Annotated in this window: 12 protein-coding genes and 2 pseudogenes; 6 read left to right on the top strand and 8 right to left on the bottom strand. The window is 69.9% G+C overall.

Annotated features, from left to right (window positions below; genetic code table 11):
- The first annotated feature begins 23 nt into the window (after positions 1 to 23).
- From BX286_RS00240 to BX286_RS00220, 5 genes are all read left to right on the top strand, one after another.
- Complete coding sequence (locus tag BX286_RS00240) at positions 24 to 3,122, top strand: DNRLRE domain-containing protein (RefSeq protein WP_187344042.1); 3,099 nt, start codon at positions 24 to 26, stop codon at positions 3,120 to 3,122.
- A 175-nt stretch (positions 3,123 to 3,297) separates the two neighbouring features.
- A complete protein-coding gene (locus BX286_RS00235; RefSeq protein WP_121014261.1) occupies positions 3,298 to 3,591 on the top strand; it encodes a hypothetical protein in 294 nt (97 codons plus the stop codon).
- Positions 3,592 to 3,702: 111 nt separating this feature from the next.
- Positions 3,703 to 5,043: a glutamine synthetase family protein gene (locus BX286_RS00230; RefSeq protein WP_261993277.1), complete on the top strand. Its 1,341-nt coding sequence runs from the start codon at positions 3,703 to 3,705 to the stop codon at positions 5,041 to 5,043.
- A 154-nt stretch (positions 5,044 to 5,197) separates the two neighbouring features.
- On the top strand, positions 5,198 to 5,695 hold the full coding sequence (locus tag BX286_RS00225; RefSeq protein WP_121014259.1) for a hypothetical protein: 498 nt from the start codon (positions 5,198 to 5,200) through the stop codon (positions 5,693 to 5,695).
- 45 nt (positions 5,696 to 5,740) lie between these two features.
- The gene (locus tag BX286_RS00220; protein WP_187344041.1) at positions 5,741 to 6,472 is read left to right on the top strand and encodes a 2OG-Fe dioxygenase family protein; all 732 of its coding nucleotides are present in this window, start codon (positions 5,741 to 5,743) and stop codon (positions 6,470 to 6,472) included.
- A gap of 100 nt (positions 6,473 to 6,572) precedes the next feature.
- Here the strand turns inward: BX286_RS00220 and BX286_RS00215 are convergent.
- The 4 genes and pseudogenes from BX286_RS00215 to BX286_RS00205 form a co-directional block, all read right to left on the bottom strand.
- Positions 6,573 to 7,175, bottom strand: a pseudogene (locus tag BX286_RS00215) (transposase); the annotation flags it as partial.
- Positions 7,157 to 7,300, bottom strand: a complete 144-nt coding sequence (locus BX286_RS36235; protein WP_187344040.1) for a hypothetical protein — start codon at positions 7,298 to 7,300, stop codon at positions 7,157 to 7,159. The pseudogene BX286_RS00215 and the gene BX286_RS36235, both read right to left, overlap by 19 nt.
- Positions 7,301 to 8,121: 821 nt before the next feature.
- Positions 8,122 to 9,969, bottom strand: a complete 1,848-nt coding sequence (locus tag BX286_RS00210) for a serine/threonine-protein kinase (RefSeq protein ID WP_121014257.1) — start codon at positions 9,967 to 9,969, stop codon at positions 8,122 to 8,124.
- A 486-nt stretch (positions 9,970 to 10,455) separates the two neighbouring features.
- A pseudogene (locus BX286_RS00205) lies at positions 10,456 to 11,490 on the bottom strand (IS701 family transposase); the annotation flags it as partial.
- Between BX286_RS00205 and BX286_RS36230 the strand changes: the two are divergent.
- Complete coding sequence (locus BX286_RS36230; RefSeq protein WP_187344312.1) at positions 11,417 to 11,710, top strand: hypothetical protein; 294 nt, start codon at positions 11,417 to 11,419, stop codon at positions 11,708 to 11,710. The pseudogene BX286_RS00205 and the gene BX286_RS36230 sit on opposite strands and share 74 nt — an antisense overlap.
- Positions 11,711 to 11,932: 222 nt before the next feature.
- Here the strand turns inward: BX286_RS36230 and BX286_RS00200 are convergent.
- The 4 genes from BX286_RS00200 to BX286_RS00185 all read right to left on the bottom strand — a co-directional run bounded on the left by BX286_RS00200 (position 11,933) and on the right by BX286_RS00185 (position 17,813).
- Positions 11,933 to 12,792 (bottom strand): IS5 family transposase gene (locus BX286_RS00200; RefSeq protein WP_199848270.1). Its coding sequence is split into 2 segments (ribosomal slippage): positions 11,933 to 12,444 and positions 12,444 to 12,792, totalling 861 coding nucleotides; the frame shifts between segments, so codons are not numbered across the junction.
- A gap of 301 nt (positions 12,793 to 13,093) precedes the next feature.
- Positions 13,094 to 14,245, bottom strand: coding sequence for a hypothetical protein (locus BX286_RS00195; RefSeq protein WP_121014256.1), 1,152 nt, complete (start codon positions 14,243 to 14,245; stop codon positions 13,094 to 13,096).
- A 256-nt stretch (positions 14,246 to 14,501) separates the two neighbouring features.
- Positions 14,502 to 15,319 (bottom strand): IS5 family transposase gene (locus BX286_RS00190; RefSeq protein ID WP_100861943.1). Its coding sequence is split into 2 segments (ribosomal slippage): positions 14,502 to 14,977 and positions 14,977 to 15,319, totalling 819 coding nucleotides; the frame shifts between segments, so codons are not numbered across the junction.
- A gap of 88 nt (positions 15,320 to 15,407) precedes the next feature.
- Positions 15,408 to 17,813, bottom strand: a complete 2,406-nt coding sequence (locus BX286_RS00185; RefSeq protein ID WP_261993276.1) for a DEAD/DEAH box helicase — start codon at positions 17,811 to 17,813, stop codon at positions 15,408 to 15,410.
- Positions 17,814 to 17,887 lie beyond the last annotated feature (74 nt).

Below are 17,887 nucleotides of genomic sequence, written 5' to 3'. Positions count from 1 at the left end.
GTGGTCTTGCCGCGCTCCTTGCCGTGGCCGTTGCCGTGCCCGTCGCGCTGACGCACGATGACAGCCGCAAGCCGGTGGAGGCCAAGGCCGCGAAGGCGAAGGGCCCGGTCAACGCGACCGAGGCCCGCCGCCTAGCACGGGAGAGCGGCAAGGAGGTCGAGGTCACGGCCGAAGCGTCCGCTTACACCAGTACCTGGGCGCAGCCCGGGGGCACGTTCAAGCTGAAGGTGTCGAGCCTTACGACCCGTGCCAAGGTCGGCAATGAGTGGAAGCCGATCGACACCACCCTTCAGAGGGTGGACGGCGGCTTCGCCCCGAAGGCCGTCAACGGGAAGGTCGTCTTCAGCGCGGGCACCAAGGCGTCAGCCGCCGGTGACAACGCCCGGGCATCACGCGGGGCATCCCGTGTGCCCCTCGTCCGGCCCGCCGTCACGAAGGCGGATGTCCCGCAGCCGGCCTGGACCGACCTTGTCCGGCTGAGTCTCGACGGTCATGATCTGGCGGTTGCCTGGCCCGGCCCGCTGCCCGAGCCGGTCATCTCCGGTTCCCGGGCGCTGTACGAGAATGTCCGTCCGGGTATCGACCTGGTGCTGACGGCGCAGGACGGCGGTTACACGCATGTGCTGGTGGTGAAGGACAAGCAGGCCGCCGCCGACCCTCTGCTCGGGCAGCTGAACTACCGGCTGTCTTCCCCGGACCTGACCTTCCACCTCGATGAGGCCTCGCGCTCGGTGAGTGCGCAGGATTCCAAGGGTGAGGAGGTCGCCGGTTCGCCGACCCCGTTCATGTGGGACTCTGCGGGGAAGGTGGCGGTGACCGAGGGCGAGCCCGTCCCGGCTCCCGCTCCTGAGGCCAAGGCCCACCCCACCCTCGCTCTGTCCGGGCTGAACGGTGCGGAGGGCAACCACGCGGTCTCCGCTGGCGCCTCCCTCAGCGGCGACAACGTCCTGACGGTGGCCCCGAACGGCAAGCTGCTGGAGGACGCGGAGACGGTCTACCCGGTCTTCATCGACCCGTCGTTCAAGGGTCACAAGCAGAACTGGTCGCTGTTCTACAAGACCGAGGGCTCTTCCAGTTTCTGGAACGGGCAGAACTACAACAGCGGCAGTGGCACCCCTGAGGCGCGGGTGGGCTACGAGTCGACCTCGGGCGGCACCTCGCGGGCGGCGTTCATCTTCGACTTCGGCAGCGAGCTCTACGGTGCGCAGATCCGTTCGGCGAATCTGCGGATGCTGCAGACGTACTCCTGGGGCTGTGACCCGCGGGCTTTCGACGTCTACCACGTGCCGCTGATCAACAGCGCCAGCACCTGGAACAGCACCAACACCCCCGGGTTCTGGAGCAACCGCATCGCCGGCGCGAGCACCGGCCACGGCTACAACAGCTCCTGCCCCGATGCGTGGGTCGGTATCGACATCAAGTCGAAGGTCGAGGAGGGCGCCCGCGGTGCCTGGCAGAACCTGACCCTGGGCCTGCGCTCGCCGAACGAGAGTGACGCGAGCTACTGGAAGAAGTTCCAGGCCAACGGTGAGAGCGCCCCCTACATCGAGGTCGAGTACAACAAGGCCCCCGACGAGCCGACCCAGGCCGGTATGGACACCGTCCCCGGCGGGCTGTGCGTGACGGATGCGCCGTTCAACAAGGTCGGCAAGTCCGACGTGATGTTCGAGGTCCAGGGCCACGACGGCGACGGCAACCTCAAGCAGATCCAGATCAGGGTCTGGCGGACCTCCGACAACCAGGTGGTCTTCGACCAGTGGATCTGGCCCGACAGCTATGGCGTCGCCCGCACCGGCATTCCGTGGGAGTCGTTCGCCGCGAACACGGCGTATTCGTGGTCGGCGACCGCGAGCGACTGGGACGGCTCCACCTCGGCCGCCGGTCCCGCGGGGACGGACAAGCCGTGTACGTTCACGATCGACCACACCCAGCCCACCGCCCCCACCATCCGCTCCGAGGACTTCCCCGCGCCCGGCCCCGACGGCGCCGAGTGGAGCAAGAACACCCTCGGCCCCGGCAAGATCACCGTGATCGCGGGCGGTACGGACCCGGCGGACATCCGCGAGTTCCAGTGGTCGTTGAACCACCCGGTCTATGACAAGAAGGCCGTCCCGGCCGCCGGCCAGGACACCGTCACCGTCGACGTCAATCCCGACAACGCCGGACCGAACCTCTTCTACGTCCGCATCGTCAACAAGGCCGGCAACGTCTCCAACCCGTTCATCTACACCTTCTACGTCCGCCCCCGCCCCGGCCTCGACGGCCCCGGCGACGTCACCGGTGACGGCAAGGCCGACGTCCTGGCCGTCGACGGCAACGGCGACCTGCGCGTCTACCCCGCCGACGCCACCGGCGACGTCGACGCCTGGATGCCCGCCGCCACCGACAACGGCAAGCCCGCACCCGCCGGCTACTTCAAGGACGCGCTGATCGCGCACTCCAGCGACTGGTACCCCGGCGACGGCATCACCGACCTCATCGCCCGCATGCCCGACGGCAAGCTCTACGTCTACCAGGGCGACGGCAACGGCCGCTTCGACATCAGCCGCCGCACCGAAATCCTCCTCCCCGCCGGCGCACCCGACCCCGCCACGCTCAGCCAGATCGTGGTCGTCCAGGACGTCGACGGCGACAAGTCCGAGGACATCTTCGCCACCGCCGGGGACACCTTCTGGGTCCTCACCGGCTACAGCGGCGCCTCCATCACCGAAGCCCGCCAGCTCTCGGCCACCAGCTGGACCAAGCGCGACATCATCAACATCCGCGACGTCACCGGCGACGGCATCCCCGACCTCGTCTACCGCGACGACTCCACCCCCGACCGCGGCCTGGCCCTGCGCCGCGGCAAGCCCGGCACGAACGGCGGGGCCGACATCAACTCCCTCGCCCTCGCCGTCAACTCCGCCGACGGCAAAGACCTCACCTACGGCACCACCGGATGGGACAGCACCACCTGGCCCCTCCTGCGCGGCACCCCCGACGTCAACGGAGACGGCATCCCCGACCTCTACCTCACCCGCAACGACGGCACCCTCCACCTCTACTACGGAGGCCGCACCGCCATCGCCAACGGCTGGCGCGTCGAAGAAGACGGCTGGAACACCGCACTCACCCTCGGATAACCCCACGCGGGCGCCCTGCCGGAACCCCGGCGGGGCGTCCGCGCGGCCTGGACCCTGGCCCGTCGGCAGACCACAGGTCCGGACGCAAACCGCAGTCGACGCGCCCGTTGCCAGGCCGACACGCCCCCCGCATTCCGACGATCCACCACCACGACACCACGAAGGGTTCCCACCCATGCAGCTCCCCGATCTCGGAAAGAACTCGCCCGGCAAGCCGGACCCGTGGGCCAAGTTCCGTGGGCTCACCTGGTGGCAGCTCGTGCTCTCGATCGTGCCGATCCTGCTGCTGCCGTTCGGCGGGCTGATAGGCGGCGCCTTCGGGGCGGCGGGCCTCTTCGTGAACCTCTCCCTCGCCCGCAAGCCGTTCGGCACACCCGCCAAGCTCCTCGCGATGGTGGGCCTGGTGCTCGGCGCCTACCTGGGGTACTTCATCGTCGCCGGAGTCATCTACATCATCGTCAAGGGCTGACACCCCGGCCGCTGGAGCCGGCGGTACGGGGCCGGGGCCGCGCGCCGTGATCCGCGCCCATCCTGGAACGCGACCTTTCCAGCGGCCCCGCTGCGCAGGATCATGCAGGACATGAGCGAAAGCGCGGACGGTGGCCGGGGTGTGCGTGTGGTGGCACTGAGCTGGGTGGACAACGCCGGTATCAGCCGGGTCAAGGCGGTCCCCGTCCACCGGCTCGAGCACGCGGACCGGTGGGGCGTGGGCATGGCCCCCGTCTTCGACACCTTCCTCGTCGACGACTCCAGGGCCGGCGGCCCCGGGTTTGACGGCCCCGTGGGGGACCTCCGGCTGCGCCCCGACCTCACCCGGCTGACCCCGCTCGGCGCGCAGCCCGGCTGGGCCTGGGCGCCGGCGGACCGGTACGGCCAGGACGGCACACCGTACGAGGGCTGCCAGCGCTCCTTCGCCCGCCGCATGAGCCGCGAAGCGGAGGCCCGCGGCATCGAGCTGCGGATGGGCTTCGAGACTGAGTGGACCGTGGAGGAGGACCCCCGCTCCGCTCCCGCGCTGTCCGGCCGCAGCGGGCCCGGGCCCGCGTACGGACTCGCCCGCCTCGCCGGCTGCGGACCCTACCTCCTCGACATCGGGGACGTCCTCGCCGACCAGCGGATCGACCTCCTGCAGATCCATCCGGAGTACGAGACGGGCCAGTACGAGGTCTCCACCGCGCCGGAGTCTCCCGTGGACGCCGCCGACACGGCCGTCCTCGTACGCCACTCCGTGCGCGCCCTCTCCGTCCGCCACGGGCTGCTGTCCTCCTTCGCCCCCCTCACCACACCCTCCGGCGCGGGCAACGGGGGCCACCTCCACCTCAGCCCCTGGCGGTCGGGTTCCAACCTGCTGCACGGCGGCACCGGTCCGTACGGCATGACCCGCGAAGGGGAGGCATTCCTCGCCGGGATCCTCGAACACCTCCCCGCCCTGACGGCGATCGGCTGCCCGAGCCCCGCCAGCTACCTTCGGCTGATCCCCTGCCGGTGGGCAGGCGCCTACCAGTGCTGGGGCAGGGAGAACCGCGAGGCCGCGCTGCGTCTGGTCACGGGGCCACACGCAGCCGCCGACAGCGCCAACGCCGAGGTCAAATGCTTCGACCAGGCGGCCAACCCCTACCTGGTCGTCGGCGCGGTCATCGCCGCCGGGCTCGCGGGAGTCGAGGAAGGGCTACGGCTGCCCTCCGAGTACACGGCCGATCCGGCCTCTGCGCCGCCCGCCATGCTGGAACGTCTCCGCGTACGGCGCCTCCCCGACACCCTCACCGCCTCGATCGGGCACCTGGAGAAGTCCGCGCTGCTCCGCCGGGCCATGGGCGATCGCCTCCTCGACGCGGTGCTCGCCGTACGCCGCGCGGAGGACAAGCTCTTCGCGGGCCGAACGGCGGCGGAGATCGTCGAAGCCACACGTCGCCGCTTCTGAACGCCTGGTCCTCCGCGCCTCGTCCCGCGTGGCTGGTCTCCTGCGCGCCTCACCCTGCGCGCCTCCCGAGCCTCCGCGCGCCCCCTCCGCGCGCCCTTGAATCCCGTTCCGGCACTGGTCATCCTGGCGGGTCGGACCAGGACCAGGGGGCCTGATGCAGACGTCTGACCTCATAGCCCTGCTCGCCGTCGCCATTTCGATCGGCGCGAGCGTACTCGCCCAGAACTCCGCGTCGAAGAGCCACCAGACCGCCGCCAGGAGCCATGAATCCGCCTCGTACCACTCCGGGACCGACCTCTTCATGCAGCTCAACCTGGTGTTCGTGGAATACCCGCACGTCCGTCCGTACTTCTACGACGGCAAGTCGCTCACCCGGGACGACCCCAACTACCATTGGGCGCACGCCGTGGCCGAGCTCATGCTCGACGTCTTCGAATGGATCTGGCACAGGCGAGAGGGGATCACGGAGGCCGACCGTCAGGCCTGGGCGGACTACGTCGGCTCGATGTTCGCCCTCAGCCCGGTCCTGCGCGCCTACCACCTCAGCCACCTGGCCTGGCACCCCACGATCACCGACCTGTACTTCTCGCGCGGCGAGTTCGAGGGCACCACCCTGCCGCACCAGCGTTCCCAGGAACCGGAAGGTGCGTGAGGGCGGGTGGGGGTGGAAGTCACGGTGGACCTCGGGGGTTCCCTAGTGGATAAGGGATATCAGTTCGTTCGGGGTGCCGGCTTCAGGCTGGACCCGGACTGCGCCCGGGCCTTCCGGTTGTTCCGGGCGGCCTGGGACGACCTGCCGCCCGACGGCTACCTGCCCGACCACGGCACCTACCGCCGCCGCCGGCACGCCAAGTTCCTGTACTCCCGGACGGGACTCGTACTCGTACGTGTCCCAGGCGCCGGGTACCACCAGAGCGCCGAGGCGAACCCGCTGATCGGCGGCCGGATCCGGCGGTTCGCCCCCTTCCGCGACCATGAGGCCGACAACCCCTTCTTCCAAGCCCTGACCCACCACAACGCCCTGGTCTTCGACCGGTGCGCAGGGCAGGCTCCGCCGTTCTGGGAGGTCGACGCCCATCTGATCAGGGTCACCGCGATCGCCGGAGCCCGGGGCAAGCCGTCCCCCGAGGGCCGCCACCGCGACGGCTTCGACTACGTCGCCCTCCACCACATCGGCCGCGCGAACGTCAAGGGCGGCCGCACGGTCCTCTACACGACCCCGGAAGGCCCACCGATCGCCACCACCACCTTCCGGTCCCCTCTGGACAGCCTCTACGCCGAGGACGCCCGCATCCTCCATGACGTCACCCCGGTCTCCATGGCCGGACCTGCGACGTCCGGCCATCGGGACATGCTTCTGATGAGCTTCAAGGCCCGGGAAGAGGGCCCGTCAATCGAACGGTGTAACCAGGATGTTCGAGGTTACTGACGGGCTGCGGAGAGTCGGCCGTCGAAGGTGGTGTCGAAGGCGTTCAGGGCGGTCTTCCGGCGCATGGTCCAGCGGGCCCGGCCCTTGCCGGTGGGGTCCAGCCCCGGTTCTTGATCTCGGTGAGGACGTGCATCCAGCGCTTGGCACCCTCGCCGCCGTCGCCGGCCCACAGACCCAGGATGTCCCGCCGGCCCTCGGTCGTGACGGCCAGGGCCATATAGATCGGCCGGTTCGCGACCGCGCCGTCGTGGATCTTCACGTGGATCACGTCGATGAAGATCACCCGATGGACCGCTTCCAGCGGCCGGTTCTGCCACTCGGCCATGCCGTCCATGACCCTGTCGGTGATCGTTGAGATCGTCTGGCGGGAGGCCTCGGCGCCATAGACCTCGGCCAGGTGGGCTCGGACCTCACCGGTCGTCAAGCCCTTCGTGGACGGGGAGATGACCATCTCCCCGTCCACGTCGGACAGGCGCTTCTGACGCTTCTTGACGATCTTCGGCTCGAAGGAGCCGTCCCGATCGCGGGGAACGGATATCTCCACCGGACCGACGTCCGTCAGCACGGTCTTCGCGCGGGTTCCGCTGCTTGAGTTGCCGCCGTTCTTCCCGGCCGGGTCGTGCTTGTCATAGCCGAGATGGTCGATGATCTCGGCTTCCAGGGCGGACTCCAGCAGCCGCTTCGTCAGCTGCTGGAGCAGCCCGCAGCCGTCGTATTTTTGGCACCGGCCTCGCGCGTCCACGGCTGCCGGGCCTGGTTGAGCTCGGGCACGGCAAAGGTGTAGGAGACGCGGGCCATGCCACCGGCCAGTTGGTCGACGTCCAGCATCTCGATCTCCTGGGGCCCGTGGTCCTTTGGCGGCGGCGCTGGCGATCGCGGTGAAGGCGGCCTCGTCTCCCGCCTTGTCCTGGCACCGCTTCGACAGGAAGCGGTACGCGGCCTCACCGTCTCCTGCGAAGTAGAGCCCCGAGTAGGCGCGGACGATGCGCTCGAGGTCTGCGCGGACGGCGGCGTCTGGGCGGTGCCTGATCTCTCCAGCCGCCCGGATCGGCCTTGGACCGCGTCGGCTGTGCGCCCGTCCGGAAGACCGCCGACTCCTGCTGCCACCGTGGCAGTCTGGCTGAGCAACGGCTGCCCCTGCCGGCCGACCGCTGGGGGGCACGGCTCCCCCCGGCAGACTCGACGGCACGCACAGCGAGCGGTGGGACCCACCGTCCCGGGGAGCGGACGTCCCCTGCCGGCCGCACCTCCGGTGGGGGTAGGACTCGGTCGCGCCCCGCGGGGGCTTGGCAGCCGACTCGTCGTGATGCCTTCACGGCAGGTGTCACAACAAGCCGAGTGCACTCGCCTGGGACGGTTCCGGACCGACAGACGGCGGATGCCCTCCCCGTCCCAGATGGCGTACGAGTCGTAGCTCACCCCCCTTGGCCAGGTTCCCCTCTCGGCCATCCGGCACGGTGAGGGCCGCGAGGCCCGACAGTCCACCGAGAGGGAGGAGATTGCCGACGCCGGTCACCAGGTTCGTCACCGGCGCCGCGGTGAGCAGGAGGTGGACCGCCTCACCGGACGACCCGTTTTTGAGGTCCCACAGCAACAGGCTGCCGCACCCGCGCTGTGGTCGGATACCGCGGCCGAGTCCGCCGTGCGGCTCAGTGCTTCTTCGGGGCCTCGGCGTTGCGCCAGACGGTGAGGTCCACCGTGATGTAGTTGCTGGCGTCCTTTGAGTCCGACTTGCCTCGGTACGTCGCCACGGCGATGTGGCCGGCGTCGCTGAGCACGCAGATCTCGGAGCCGTCGGTGAGCTGATCGAGCTTGATCTTCTCGGTGTAGCGGGTTTCCTCGCGGCAGGTCTCCAGGGAGCCCTTCTGCGCGTTGTTCAGCACGACCAGCTTGCCGTTGGCGGTGCCGACTTCCTTTCCTCCGAAGAGGGTGTCGAAGTAGTAGTAGAAGTCCCCGTGGTTGTACATCACGCCGTTCGAACCGCCCGAATCGGGGCGGGGTGGGTTATCGGCCAGCATGACCTGGTAGTTGGCCGTGATGTTGATGCCCTGGTAGGAGGCCGGGGTGGGTTCTGGCCTCTTCTGGTTCCCGAGGCCAGAACCGGCCCGGCCGGGGCTCCCGTCGGCCGGACTCGCGGGATTGTCGGCGCTGTTGCCGCGACTGCCGCTGCTGCCGGTGTTCTTTCCGTTCTCGGCCGAGCCGTCCGGCAGAAGGGAGCCGATGACGGCGATGCCGATGACCGCGCCCACGATCGCACCTGCGACGACCAGTCCCTTGGGCCGGGAGCCCTGCGGAGTGGCAGGCGGGTATCCGGTCTGGTCGAGCGGCGGCGGCACGGGGTGGCCCGGGGCCACGTAGCTGGGCGGCCTGGTCTGGTGGCCGGGCGGAGGCGTCGGGTAGGGCGGGGGTGTCGGGTAGCGCGGGGTCGGCGCCAGACCTGCCGGGGCGCTCTGCGTTGGCGCGTACGCGGGCGCCGGGGGCTGCAGCGGATACGGGGCGGGAGCAGGTGCCGTGGCCGGCCGCGGCGGCCCGGAGAACTCGGTTGCGGTGGGGGCTGCTGTGGGCAGTGAGGGCGAGGTCGCTGCCGGTTCGGGCAGCTGGAGGCGTTCGGTGATGGATCCGGCAACCGCCTGCGGGAGCCAGCCCTCGCCCTGGCGCAGGGGCTCGGCGGAGAGGGCGTGGCACGCCTTGATGACCTCTGTGGGGGTGGGCCGGCCATCGGGGTCGCGGCTCAGGCAGCGGGTCGCCAGGGGCCGCAGCTCGGCGGGCAGCCCGCTGAGGTCTGGGTCCTCGTGGACGATGCGGTACAGGACCGCATGCGAGTTCCCGTCGCCGTAGGCAGGTGCGCCGGTCGCCGCGAAGACAATGATCTGGCCGAGGGCGAAGATGTCGGTTCCGGCGGTCACCGTCCCGGCGGAGGCCTGCTCGGGCGCCATGAACGCGGGCGTGCCGATGCTGACACCGCTGCTGGTCAGGGAGGTGGCGTCGGCAGCACGGGCGATGCCGAAGTCGATCACGCGTGGGCCGTCGGAGGCGAGAAGCACGTTCGCCGGCTTCAGGTCGCGGTGAACGATGCCCGCGCCCTGGATGACGTGGAGTGCCTCGGCGACGCCGATGGTCAGCTGCAGGACGCTGCGCAGCGGCAGTCGTCCGTGCCGGGCCACGGCGTGCGCGAGGGAGGGGCCCGGTACGTAGGCGGTGGCCAGCCAGGGCTGTGCGCCCTCGGTGTCGAAGTCGATGACCGGAGCGGTGTACAGGCCCTGCACACGCTGCGCGGCGCGTACCTCCTGCTGGAAGCGCCGCCGGAACTCGGGGTCCTCGCTGAACTCGGGCCGGATCACCTTGAGGGCGATGGGCCGTCCGCCGAGAGTGTAGGAGAGGTACACCTTGCCCATGCCGCCCGCGCCGAGTACGGCGGCCAGGCGGTATCCGCCCACCGTGACCAAGTCGCCCTGACCGAGTGGTCGGAAGAGCTCGGCCGGATGTGTGCCGCTCATGAAAGCCTTCCCCCATCAGGCAGTTCAAAGCCTGTCAACGCGCGAAACCAACCGCATGAGGGTATCCAACTTTGGCCTGCGCGTCGGTCTCGAAGACCACGACCAGGTCTTGGAGACCGACGTCACGCACAGGGCTCCCCGAATGCTCCGGGGCAACGGGCCGCTGCGGTCCGGGCGTGCCGCGCGCGTGATGCAGCCGACCACGGGAGCCGGTGGCCGCCCCTGCCCCTGAGCCCATGCTCCGGGGCAGGGGCCTTCGGCAGCAGCTCAGGAGTGCCGCGCGTCGGGCGTCACCCGGTCGTGTGAACCACCTCCCCGGCCACCTGCGGCAGCCGATGGCGCCGCGGTCGGGGCGGGCATGATCCCGCCTAGTAGGGCTTGGTCAGGTTGATGTTGGTGCGGGTGTGTCGCGGTGACAGGTGGGGCAGGCGCTGGTCCAGACCGTGAGGAGGGTCTGTAACTCGCGGACGACCCGGTAGAGGGCCAGGCCGACGCCGTTTCTTTTGGGGCTCTGGCCAGTCGCCGGAGGGTGCAGAAGGCGTGGGCGGCGGAGACGAGGGTGACGTGGTGGTGCCAGCCGCGCCAGCTGCGGCCCTCGAAGTGGGCCAGGCCCAGGGCCTGTTTCATCTCGCGTGAGTCGTGCTCGATGCGCCAGCGGAGCTTCGCCATCCGCACGAGTGTGGTCAGCGGTGTGTCCTCGGGCATGTTCGAGAGCCAGAACTGGACCGGCTCCGCCTCCCTGGCGGGCCACTCGTCCAGCAGCCAGCAGGCGGGCAGCTCTGGCCCGGTGACGGCTTTGCGGATCTGGCGCCCGGCGGGCCTCATCCGCAGAGCCGTGAAGCGCGAGTACATGCGTTTGAAGCCGCTGCGGCCGGTGCCGTGACGGGATCCCTCGTGCCATTGCACTGGCCGGGCAGTCTTCCGTCCGGCCTGGATGACCAGCTCCTTCACGCTCTGGGCTGTCTGGGGGTACTGCGCTGAGGGACGGCGCCCGGTTCCGGAGTAGGGCGGAGTGCAGGGCGCCGCGTCGCCGGGCTGGGCAGTCACGGTGGTGGAGGTGCCCACCACGTAATGCAGGCCGCGTTCCTCGAGGCCGAGGCGGAAGGCAGCGGTGTCCCCGTATCCGCCATCGGCGACGGCCAGCGGAACGTCCAGGCCCCACGACCGCGTCTCGTCGACCATGTCCAGCGCCAGTTGCCACTTCTCGACGTGGCCGAGGCCCTCGGGGATACCGCACTTCGCCCGGCGGGCCACCTTCGCGGGATCGGCCTTCGGCGAGGCCGGGTCCCTGGTCTCCGGGAGGAACAGCCGCCAGTTGACCGCAGCTGAGGCATGGTCGCCGGTCTGATGCAGCGAGACCCCCGCCTGGCAGTTGGTGACCTTGCCCGCGGTCCCGGTGTACTGGCGCGTCACGCACGCTGAGGCGTCGCCATCCCTGAGGAATCCCGTGTCATCGATGATCAGCGCGGTCGGCTTGATAGCCGATTGCATCTTCCACGCGAGGCGGGCCCGCACGTGGGACGGGTCCGCCCCTGACGCCGAGATCCTCCGCCTGTCCCACCTGCTAGAGAACCCCAAGGGGGAGCAGGAGTTCTTCTACCTCGCCTGCGTCGAGTCATGGGACTTCAACGACCGCTGCGTGCCCGAGTTGGGGCGCGACGACCGAGGCGAGTACCTCCTCGAGGAAGTCTCCGTTGTCCTGCGCCAGGCGCTGCAACGCGGAGATCTGCTCACCGCGTGATTTGCCGCCGTCTGCCCTTGCGCTTGCCGACATCCTCCGGCCCGGCCGCCGCCCGATGAACGGGAGGACAGGCAGATCCGCGCCACGATGACGTCGTGCCAGCAGACCAGCAAACCGCCTACGGCCGCCCACGACGCGCGCGGTCAGGACCCGGCGGAGGTTGTCGCCGGGCCGGGGCACGCCGCCGCGGAGTGTGGACGGCCCCAGCCTTAGGGCGTGTCTTCAAAGGGGTCTGAGCCAGAGGAACAGGGACGCGATGGTGACGGCTGCGTGGTAGGACTCGCGGGTTTTGTCGTAGCGAGTGGCGATCGCGCGGTACTGCTTGAGGCGGTTGAAGCAGCGTTCGACGACGTTGCGTTTCTTGTAGAGCTGTGTGTCGAAGGCAGGTGGTCTGCCTCCGTTGCGGCCTCTGCGGTAGCGGTTGGCCCGCTGGTCACGGCGCTCGGGGATGGTGTGGCCGATCCCGCGTTTACGCAGGTAGGCACGTATCCTGCGGGAGCTGTAGCCCTTGTCGCCCAGGACGTGGTCCGGGCGGGTTCGGGGCCGCCCGGGCCCGGCTCGGCGGACCTTGATGGTGTCCATGACCTCCTCGAAGCGGGTGCAGTCGGCGGCGTTGCCGCCGGTGAGGACGAAGCCCAGCGGCCGGCCGCGGCCGTCGCAGGCCAGGTGGATTTTCGTGGTCAGTCCGCCCCGGGATCGCCCGAGGGCGTGATCACATACTTCGTCCCCCTGCCCTGCCCCTTTTTACGGGCGCCCGCAGCATGCTGATGGGCCCGCGCGACCGTGGAGTCGACCGACACCAGCCAGTCGATGTCACCGGTCGCGTCCTTCTCCGCCTGGACCGCGGCCAGCATCCGCGTGAACGTCCCGTCCAGCGCCCACCTGCGAAAACGCGTGTACAGAGTCCGCCAGGGCCCGTACCGTGCCGGCACATCACGCCATGCCGACCCCGTCCGCAGTTTCCACACGATCCCGTTCAGCACCCGCCGGTCGTCCAACCGCGGCCGCCCCGAGGACGACCGCGGCAACAGCCCGGACAGCACTTCCCACTCCACATCCGTCAGCTCATGACGACGCACCATGCCGACATGATCCCCCATCAGAACCATTTGAAGACACGGCCTAACCCGCGAAGCGGGCGCCGGCCCGCCCCGCGCGAAGCGCGGGGCCTCACGCTCCGTCACTCGGCCGCGCAGCGGTCGCCGTCTCTCCCCAGCGCGCAGCGCTGGGGGTCCCGCTCCCCAGCATGGACCGCCCAGGTCTCGCGTCTCCCCGCCGCACCGGAGGAGGACCGTCTCCGTGCCGGGCGATGACGCGGCACGGAGACGGGAACGCGGTCGTGTGCCGACGCACACTCCGTGTGTGAGCAGTCCGTCGGCGCGTTCAGCGCCGCGGGTAGGACACCAGGCTGTAAGGGACGTTCTCCTCGTCCGACGGGATGTATACCGCCGCCCCCTTGAGGAAGAGGGTCGGGATCCTGGTGCCGGACGGCAGGGCGGTGACGTTTCCCGAAGCGATGTCCAGGGCGACCGGGGCCGACTCGTCGCGGTCCGTGGTGTGGCCGTAGGCCGTGCCGTTGAGATCGACGGAGTCGAAGCCAGCGTCCTTGGTGGTGGAGCTGCCGAGCGCACAGGTTCCCTTGCCGCTGACGAGGTCGAAGGCCAGCGGGCCGTACACGAGGTAGTGGTGGTCGGGGTCGACGACCGGGTGGAAGAGGTTGCGCACATTGCTGCCCGCAGGGTTGTCGGTGGTGCAGCCGACGGATGCCTTGACCTTGCCCGTTGCCGCGTCGTGCACGGCCCAGACGCGGTGGGGGTGACTGCTCAGGCTGGTCCCGTCGTCAGCTGGCCAGCCCGCGATGACCAGATCGCCGATGACCTGTAGGTCCTCGGCCGTCTGTCCGGCGAAGGCCCCCGGTGGCAGGTTGTCCGGCCCGTACCAGACACTGGGTACCCAGATGACCGTGGTCTGGGGGCCCTGGTGCCCCTGGATGACCGGACCCTCCGCGGTCAGTCCCGCGGCGTGGCCGCCCAGGGAGCAGCTGCGGCACACGCTCGGGTCCGGGGCGTCGTAGACGTTGAGTGTGTAGGGGGTGATCTTACCGGAGACCACGTCCATCGCCATGGGGGTGAGGGGATTGTTCGGGGTTCCTCCCGTGTATCGGACCAGTTGGGTTCCCGAGGCCTCGGGGAGGCGGTCAATCTCGTCCTCCTTGACGGGGAGGTCCATCGTGCGGGCCGGGCGAACGGCGGTCCCCGAGGCCTCGGCGGTATACACCGCGGTCTGGATCGTCGGCTGGCCCTTGTGCACGCTGTCCTGGCCGGGGCGCCCGGCGATCGAGACCGCCACGTAGTCCTTGCCACCCACGGTGACCACCTGGGGCTTGGGTGCCTTGTCCCGGATGGATTTGAACGGCCACCAGGGCTCGCTCGACCACCGGACCGCGCCTGTGACGGCGTCCTTGGCCGTCAAGACGTACCCGTTCGCTTCCTTCGTCGATTCGATGACCAGCTGGGCGGTGGGAGCGACGGCCATCTGATCACGGGGGCCGGAGGGTAACGCCCACCCCTTGGCGGCGTCGAAGCCGTCCGGTGCCTTCAGCCGGGGCGTGGCCGGACCCGGCTTGGTGCCCGGAGAAGGGCTCTGCGAATGAGACCCGCCTTGCGGACTTCCGGACTGACACGCCCCCACCACGCCAACCATCATCACGACGGCCACGGACCTGATCATTCTGTGCACCCGAACCACCCCTCCCGAGTTTGCCACTGGACGAAGACCCTAAGACCGTGTCCTATGTGGTGAGGCGGAGGAGGCGTTTGTAGCAGCAGAGGGCTGCGGCGAGGCCGAGGAAGGCCAGGTAGTTGCGGGGATGACGCTCGTAGCGGTGGTTGAGCCGGCGGTAGCCGGTCAGCCAGGACATCGTCCGCTCGATCACCCACCTGCGCCGCCCGAGCCGCTCGCTGGACTCGACGCCCTTGCGGGCGATGCGGACTCCGATTCGTTTGCCGCGGAGCCATTTCCGCAGATGGGGTATGTCGTAGGCCTTGTCGGCATGGATGCGTTGCGGCTTGAAGCAGCGGCCACGGTAGGGGTCGTGTCTCGTTTGGTGACCGAGCACCATCGGCTTCAGCGCGAGGCTGTCGTGGGTGTTGCCCGCACTGACACCGACGAGGAGGGGCAGTCCTGCCGCGTCCGACAGGACGTGCATCTTGGAGCCCGCCTTGCCCCGGTCCACGGGGCTCGGACCTGTGAGTTCGCCCCCTTTTTAGCCCTGACGTGGGCGGAGTCCAGAACCACGCGGGAGAGGTCGAGCAAGCCGGCGTCGTCGAGCCGGTACAGGATCTTCTCGTGCAGGCGGCCCCAGACGCCGGCTCTGGACCAGATCAGGAACCGGCGGTGTGCGGTGGACTTCGATATCCCGAAGCATGGCGGCAGTGCTCGCCAGGCACACCCCGATACCAGCACGTAGATGATCGCTGCGAACAGCGTCTCGTCAGGCGTGTCCTGTGTCCCGCCGCCCTGCGGCCGCACCCGAGACGGCGGGAGCAGCGGCTTCGCGATCTCCCACAACCCGTCCGGAACAATCCAACTCCACGTACCCCGCCCCATACGAAGCCCAACGACGCCTCACCACATAGGACACGGTCTTTAGGAGGGTGTCCACCCCGACGGGCACCGCACCGGGTCGGCGGCCCGGTCACGAGTCGGCCCACTCCTGCCCCAGGTCAGCGAGCGCCTGGAGCTGGTCGGGGTGGAGCCGGTCGCGGCGCTGCCGCTGGTTCGCCAGCCACACACCAGTGCGGTGTTCGCTGCCGTCGGGGAGTCGTTCGACGTGCCCCCGTCCGGGTGTGCCGCCGCCTTCCCGTTCCAGGTACTGCTGGAGGGCTTGGAGGCCCTTGTCGAAGGCTTCCCGGCCCCGCCCCGCCCGGGAGGCCGCAGCGGGCTTCGGGGGCGCTGTGCGGGCGTGTACGACCCTGGCCGGGGTGACGCCGAGCTTCCCGAGCCGGGCCTGCTGTTCGGTGTTCAGCCGGTTCCAGTTCCGGCGTTGGGTGGCCAGCCACCGGCCGACGTCCTCGCCGTGCCGGGTCACTCCCGGCTTGACGGCCGCCAGCCGCGCCCTCTCGGCCAGGAGCTGGGCGAGGTAGGCGTAGTGGCGCTGCCAGTCCACCGTCCATCCCCGCTTGCCTGGGTTCCAGTCCTCATCGATCGCGGCGAGCTGGGCGGCCCGCCGCTCGGCGCGTACCGGGTCCTTGCCGAGTCCGCCAGGCCGGCGGATGTTGGTCAGCCACTGCCCGACCGGCTTGTCCAGCGCGGTCGCGTGACGCGGCGCGGCCAGCGTCCCGTGGAGCTCGTAGTAGGCGTGCGCGGCGGCGAGGTTCTCGGCGAAGCCGGCGTCGGCGGTGTCCCACACGATGCCCAGCGCCTCCAGCTCGGCGGCCCGCTCCCCGGTCATGGTCCCGGCCCGGAACGCCCGCCGCTGGTCGGACAGCCACCGCCCCAGCGGGTAGGCGCCCTCAGTGTGGTCGTACGGGACGTCCAGATGACCCTCGCGTTCCCGGTAGCGCCAGGCGGCCTCGTAGCCGCGTCGCCAGTCCTGCCGTTCGGTGTCGAAGACCTGGTAGCTGATCCACTTCGCGATCAGCGCCGGGTCTCGCGGGGCGGCGAACCGCAGCAGCAGCCGGCTCTCCTCGTCGCCGTCTTCCGGCGGGGGACCGATCGTCAGCGACGGCTGTACGACGCGTTTCTGGTTTTCCTGCGGCACAGCAAGCAATTCGACAGCGCGTTCATCATGCGCCCGCAAACCATTCAAAAGCCGAATAAGAGGCCCGTACGACTTCGAAGAAATGATGTCTTCGGGATTCTCATCCTCCCGCAGGAAAACAGGCACGATCAGCGTCGCGATTTTCCCCTCGCCGGGCTTTTGCCGCAGCGCCCGGCCGATGGCCTGCACGATGTCGACGGCCGACCCCTTCGGGTCGATCAGCGCCACGGAGTCCACCGCCCGGATGTCGACGCCCTCGCCCAGGACCCGGCAGTTCGCCAGCACCGCGCGCCCAGCCCGCCGGCCGAAGTCGGCGAGCACGGCGGCCCGGTGCTCGGGCTCGTGCTCCCCGCGCAGCCACCCGGCCCACACCTTCTCGGGGTGCCGGGCGGGGTCGACGGCGTGCAGCCGCCGCGCGACGCGGTCCAGGCCCTCGGCGAACGCCTGCGCCTCCACGGTTCGGTGGTGGAAGGTGATGGTGGTCTTCAGGTCGTGCTCGGCCATCGTCTCCAGCAGCGTCGTCTGCACCGCCGCCAGCCGCTCGCCACGCAGCCGCTCCTCGTAGCGCTTCTCGCTGTAGAGCCTCTGCGGCGTGACGACGGGGTCGACCAGCTCGGCGACGACGACCTGATACCGGGCGAGGAGCCCCCGGGCGACTGCGTCGGCCAAGGACAGCTCATAGACCACGGGCCCGAACACCCGCACATCTTCCATCGAGCACGCCATTTCCTTCGGCAGCCGGTCCCACCGCGACCGGGGCACATACGGCCGGCCCTCCTCCTCGGCCAGGCGCCGGCTCTCCTCGACCGGCCGCTCCTCCGCACGCGAACGCGGAGGACGCTCCGCCCAGACGCGGGGGGTGGCCGTCATGTAGAGCCGGCGGCGGGCGGGGATGACCTCCTGGCGGTGCACGTCCGCCCACGCCTTCCCCGCCGACCCGCTCGTACGGTGCGCCTCGTCCACCACCACCAGGTCGAAAGCCTCCATCGGCAGCCCGTACTCCCCGCGGTGAGCTTCGGTGATCACGGGCAGGGAGGCGTAGGCGGCGTAGACGGTGACCGGCCCCCGGCTGTGCCACAGGCCCAGCTGCGGCGCGGACGTGGTGGAGCGCACCTGCCCCGCCCACAGCTCGGGGTTGTCCTCCAGGGAGCACACCGCCACCGCCGGCCCGGTGTGGCCCACCGCCTGCCACTCCCGCACCGTCTGGGTCAGCAGATCCAGGGTCGGCACCAGCACCAGCACCCGCCCGCCCCGTGCCAGCTTCAGCGCTGCCGCGGCGGCCATGAACGTCTTGCCGGTCCCGCACGCCGCCACCACCGTGGCCCGCAGCCCTGCTTTCACGTGAGCTGTGTCCGGAACGAAAAGACCGCTGCGGGCATCAATCCGCCGTCATGCGGACGGAGGCAGTCCGACGT

The organism is Streptomyces sp. 3211.6 (assembly GCF_003634815.1).
In the GTDB taxonomy this organism is placed as follows: Bacteria; Actinomycetota; Actinomycetes; order Streptomycetales; family Streptomycetaceae; genus Streptomyces; species Streptomyces katrae_A.
Note: the sequence above shows the minus strand (reverse complement) of the source record. Positions and strands in the feature narration are given on the sequence as shown.

Bases quoted from the DNA above. Each gene is read 5' to 3' on its own strand.
- BX286_RS36235 (WP_187344040.1), bottom strand. From the start codon at position 7,300: ATGCTGGACGTCGACCAACTGGCCGGTGGCATGGCCCGCGTCTCCTAC.
- BX286_RS00235 (WP_121014261.1), top strand. From the start codon at position 3,298: ATGCAGCTCCCCGATCTCGGAAAGAACTCGCCCGGCAAGCCGGACCCG.
- BX286_RS00210 (WP_121014257.1), bottom strand. From the start codon at position 9,969: ATGAGCGGCACACATCCGGCCGAGCTCTTCCGACCACTCGGTCAGGGC.
- BX286_RS00225 (WP_121014259.1), top strand. From the start codon at position 5,198: ATGCAGACGTCTGACCTCATAGCCCTGCTCGCCGTCGCCATTTCGATC.
- BX286_RS00230 (WP_261993277.1), top strand. From the start codon at position 3,703: ATGAGCGAAAGCGCGGACGGTGGCCGGGGTGTGCGTGTGGTGGCACTG.
- BX286_RS00195 (WP_121014256.1), bottom strand. From the start codon at position 14,245: ATGGCCGTCGCTCCCACCGCCCAGCTGGTCATCGAATCGACGAAGGAA.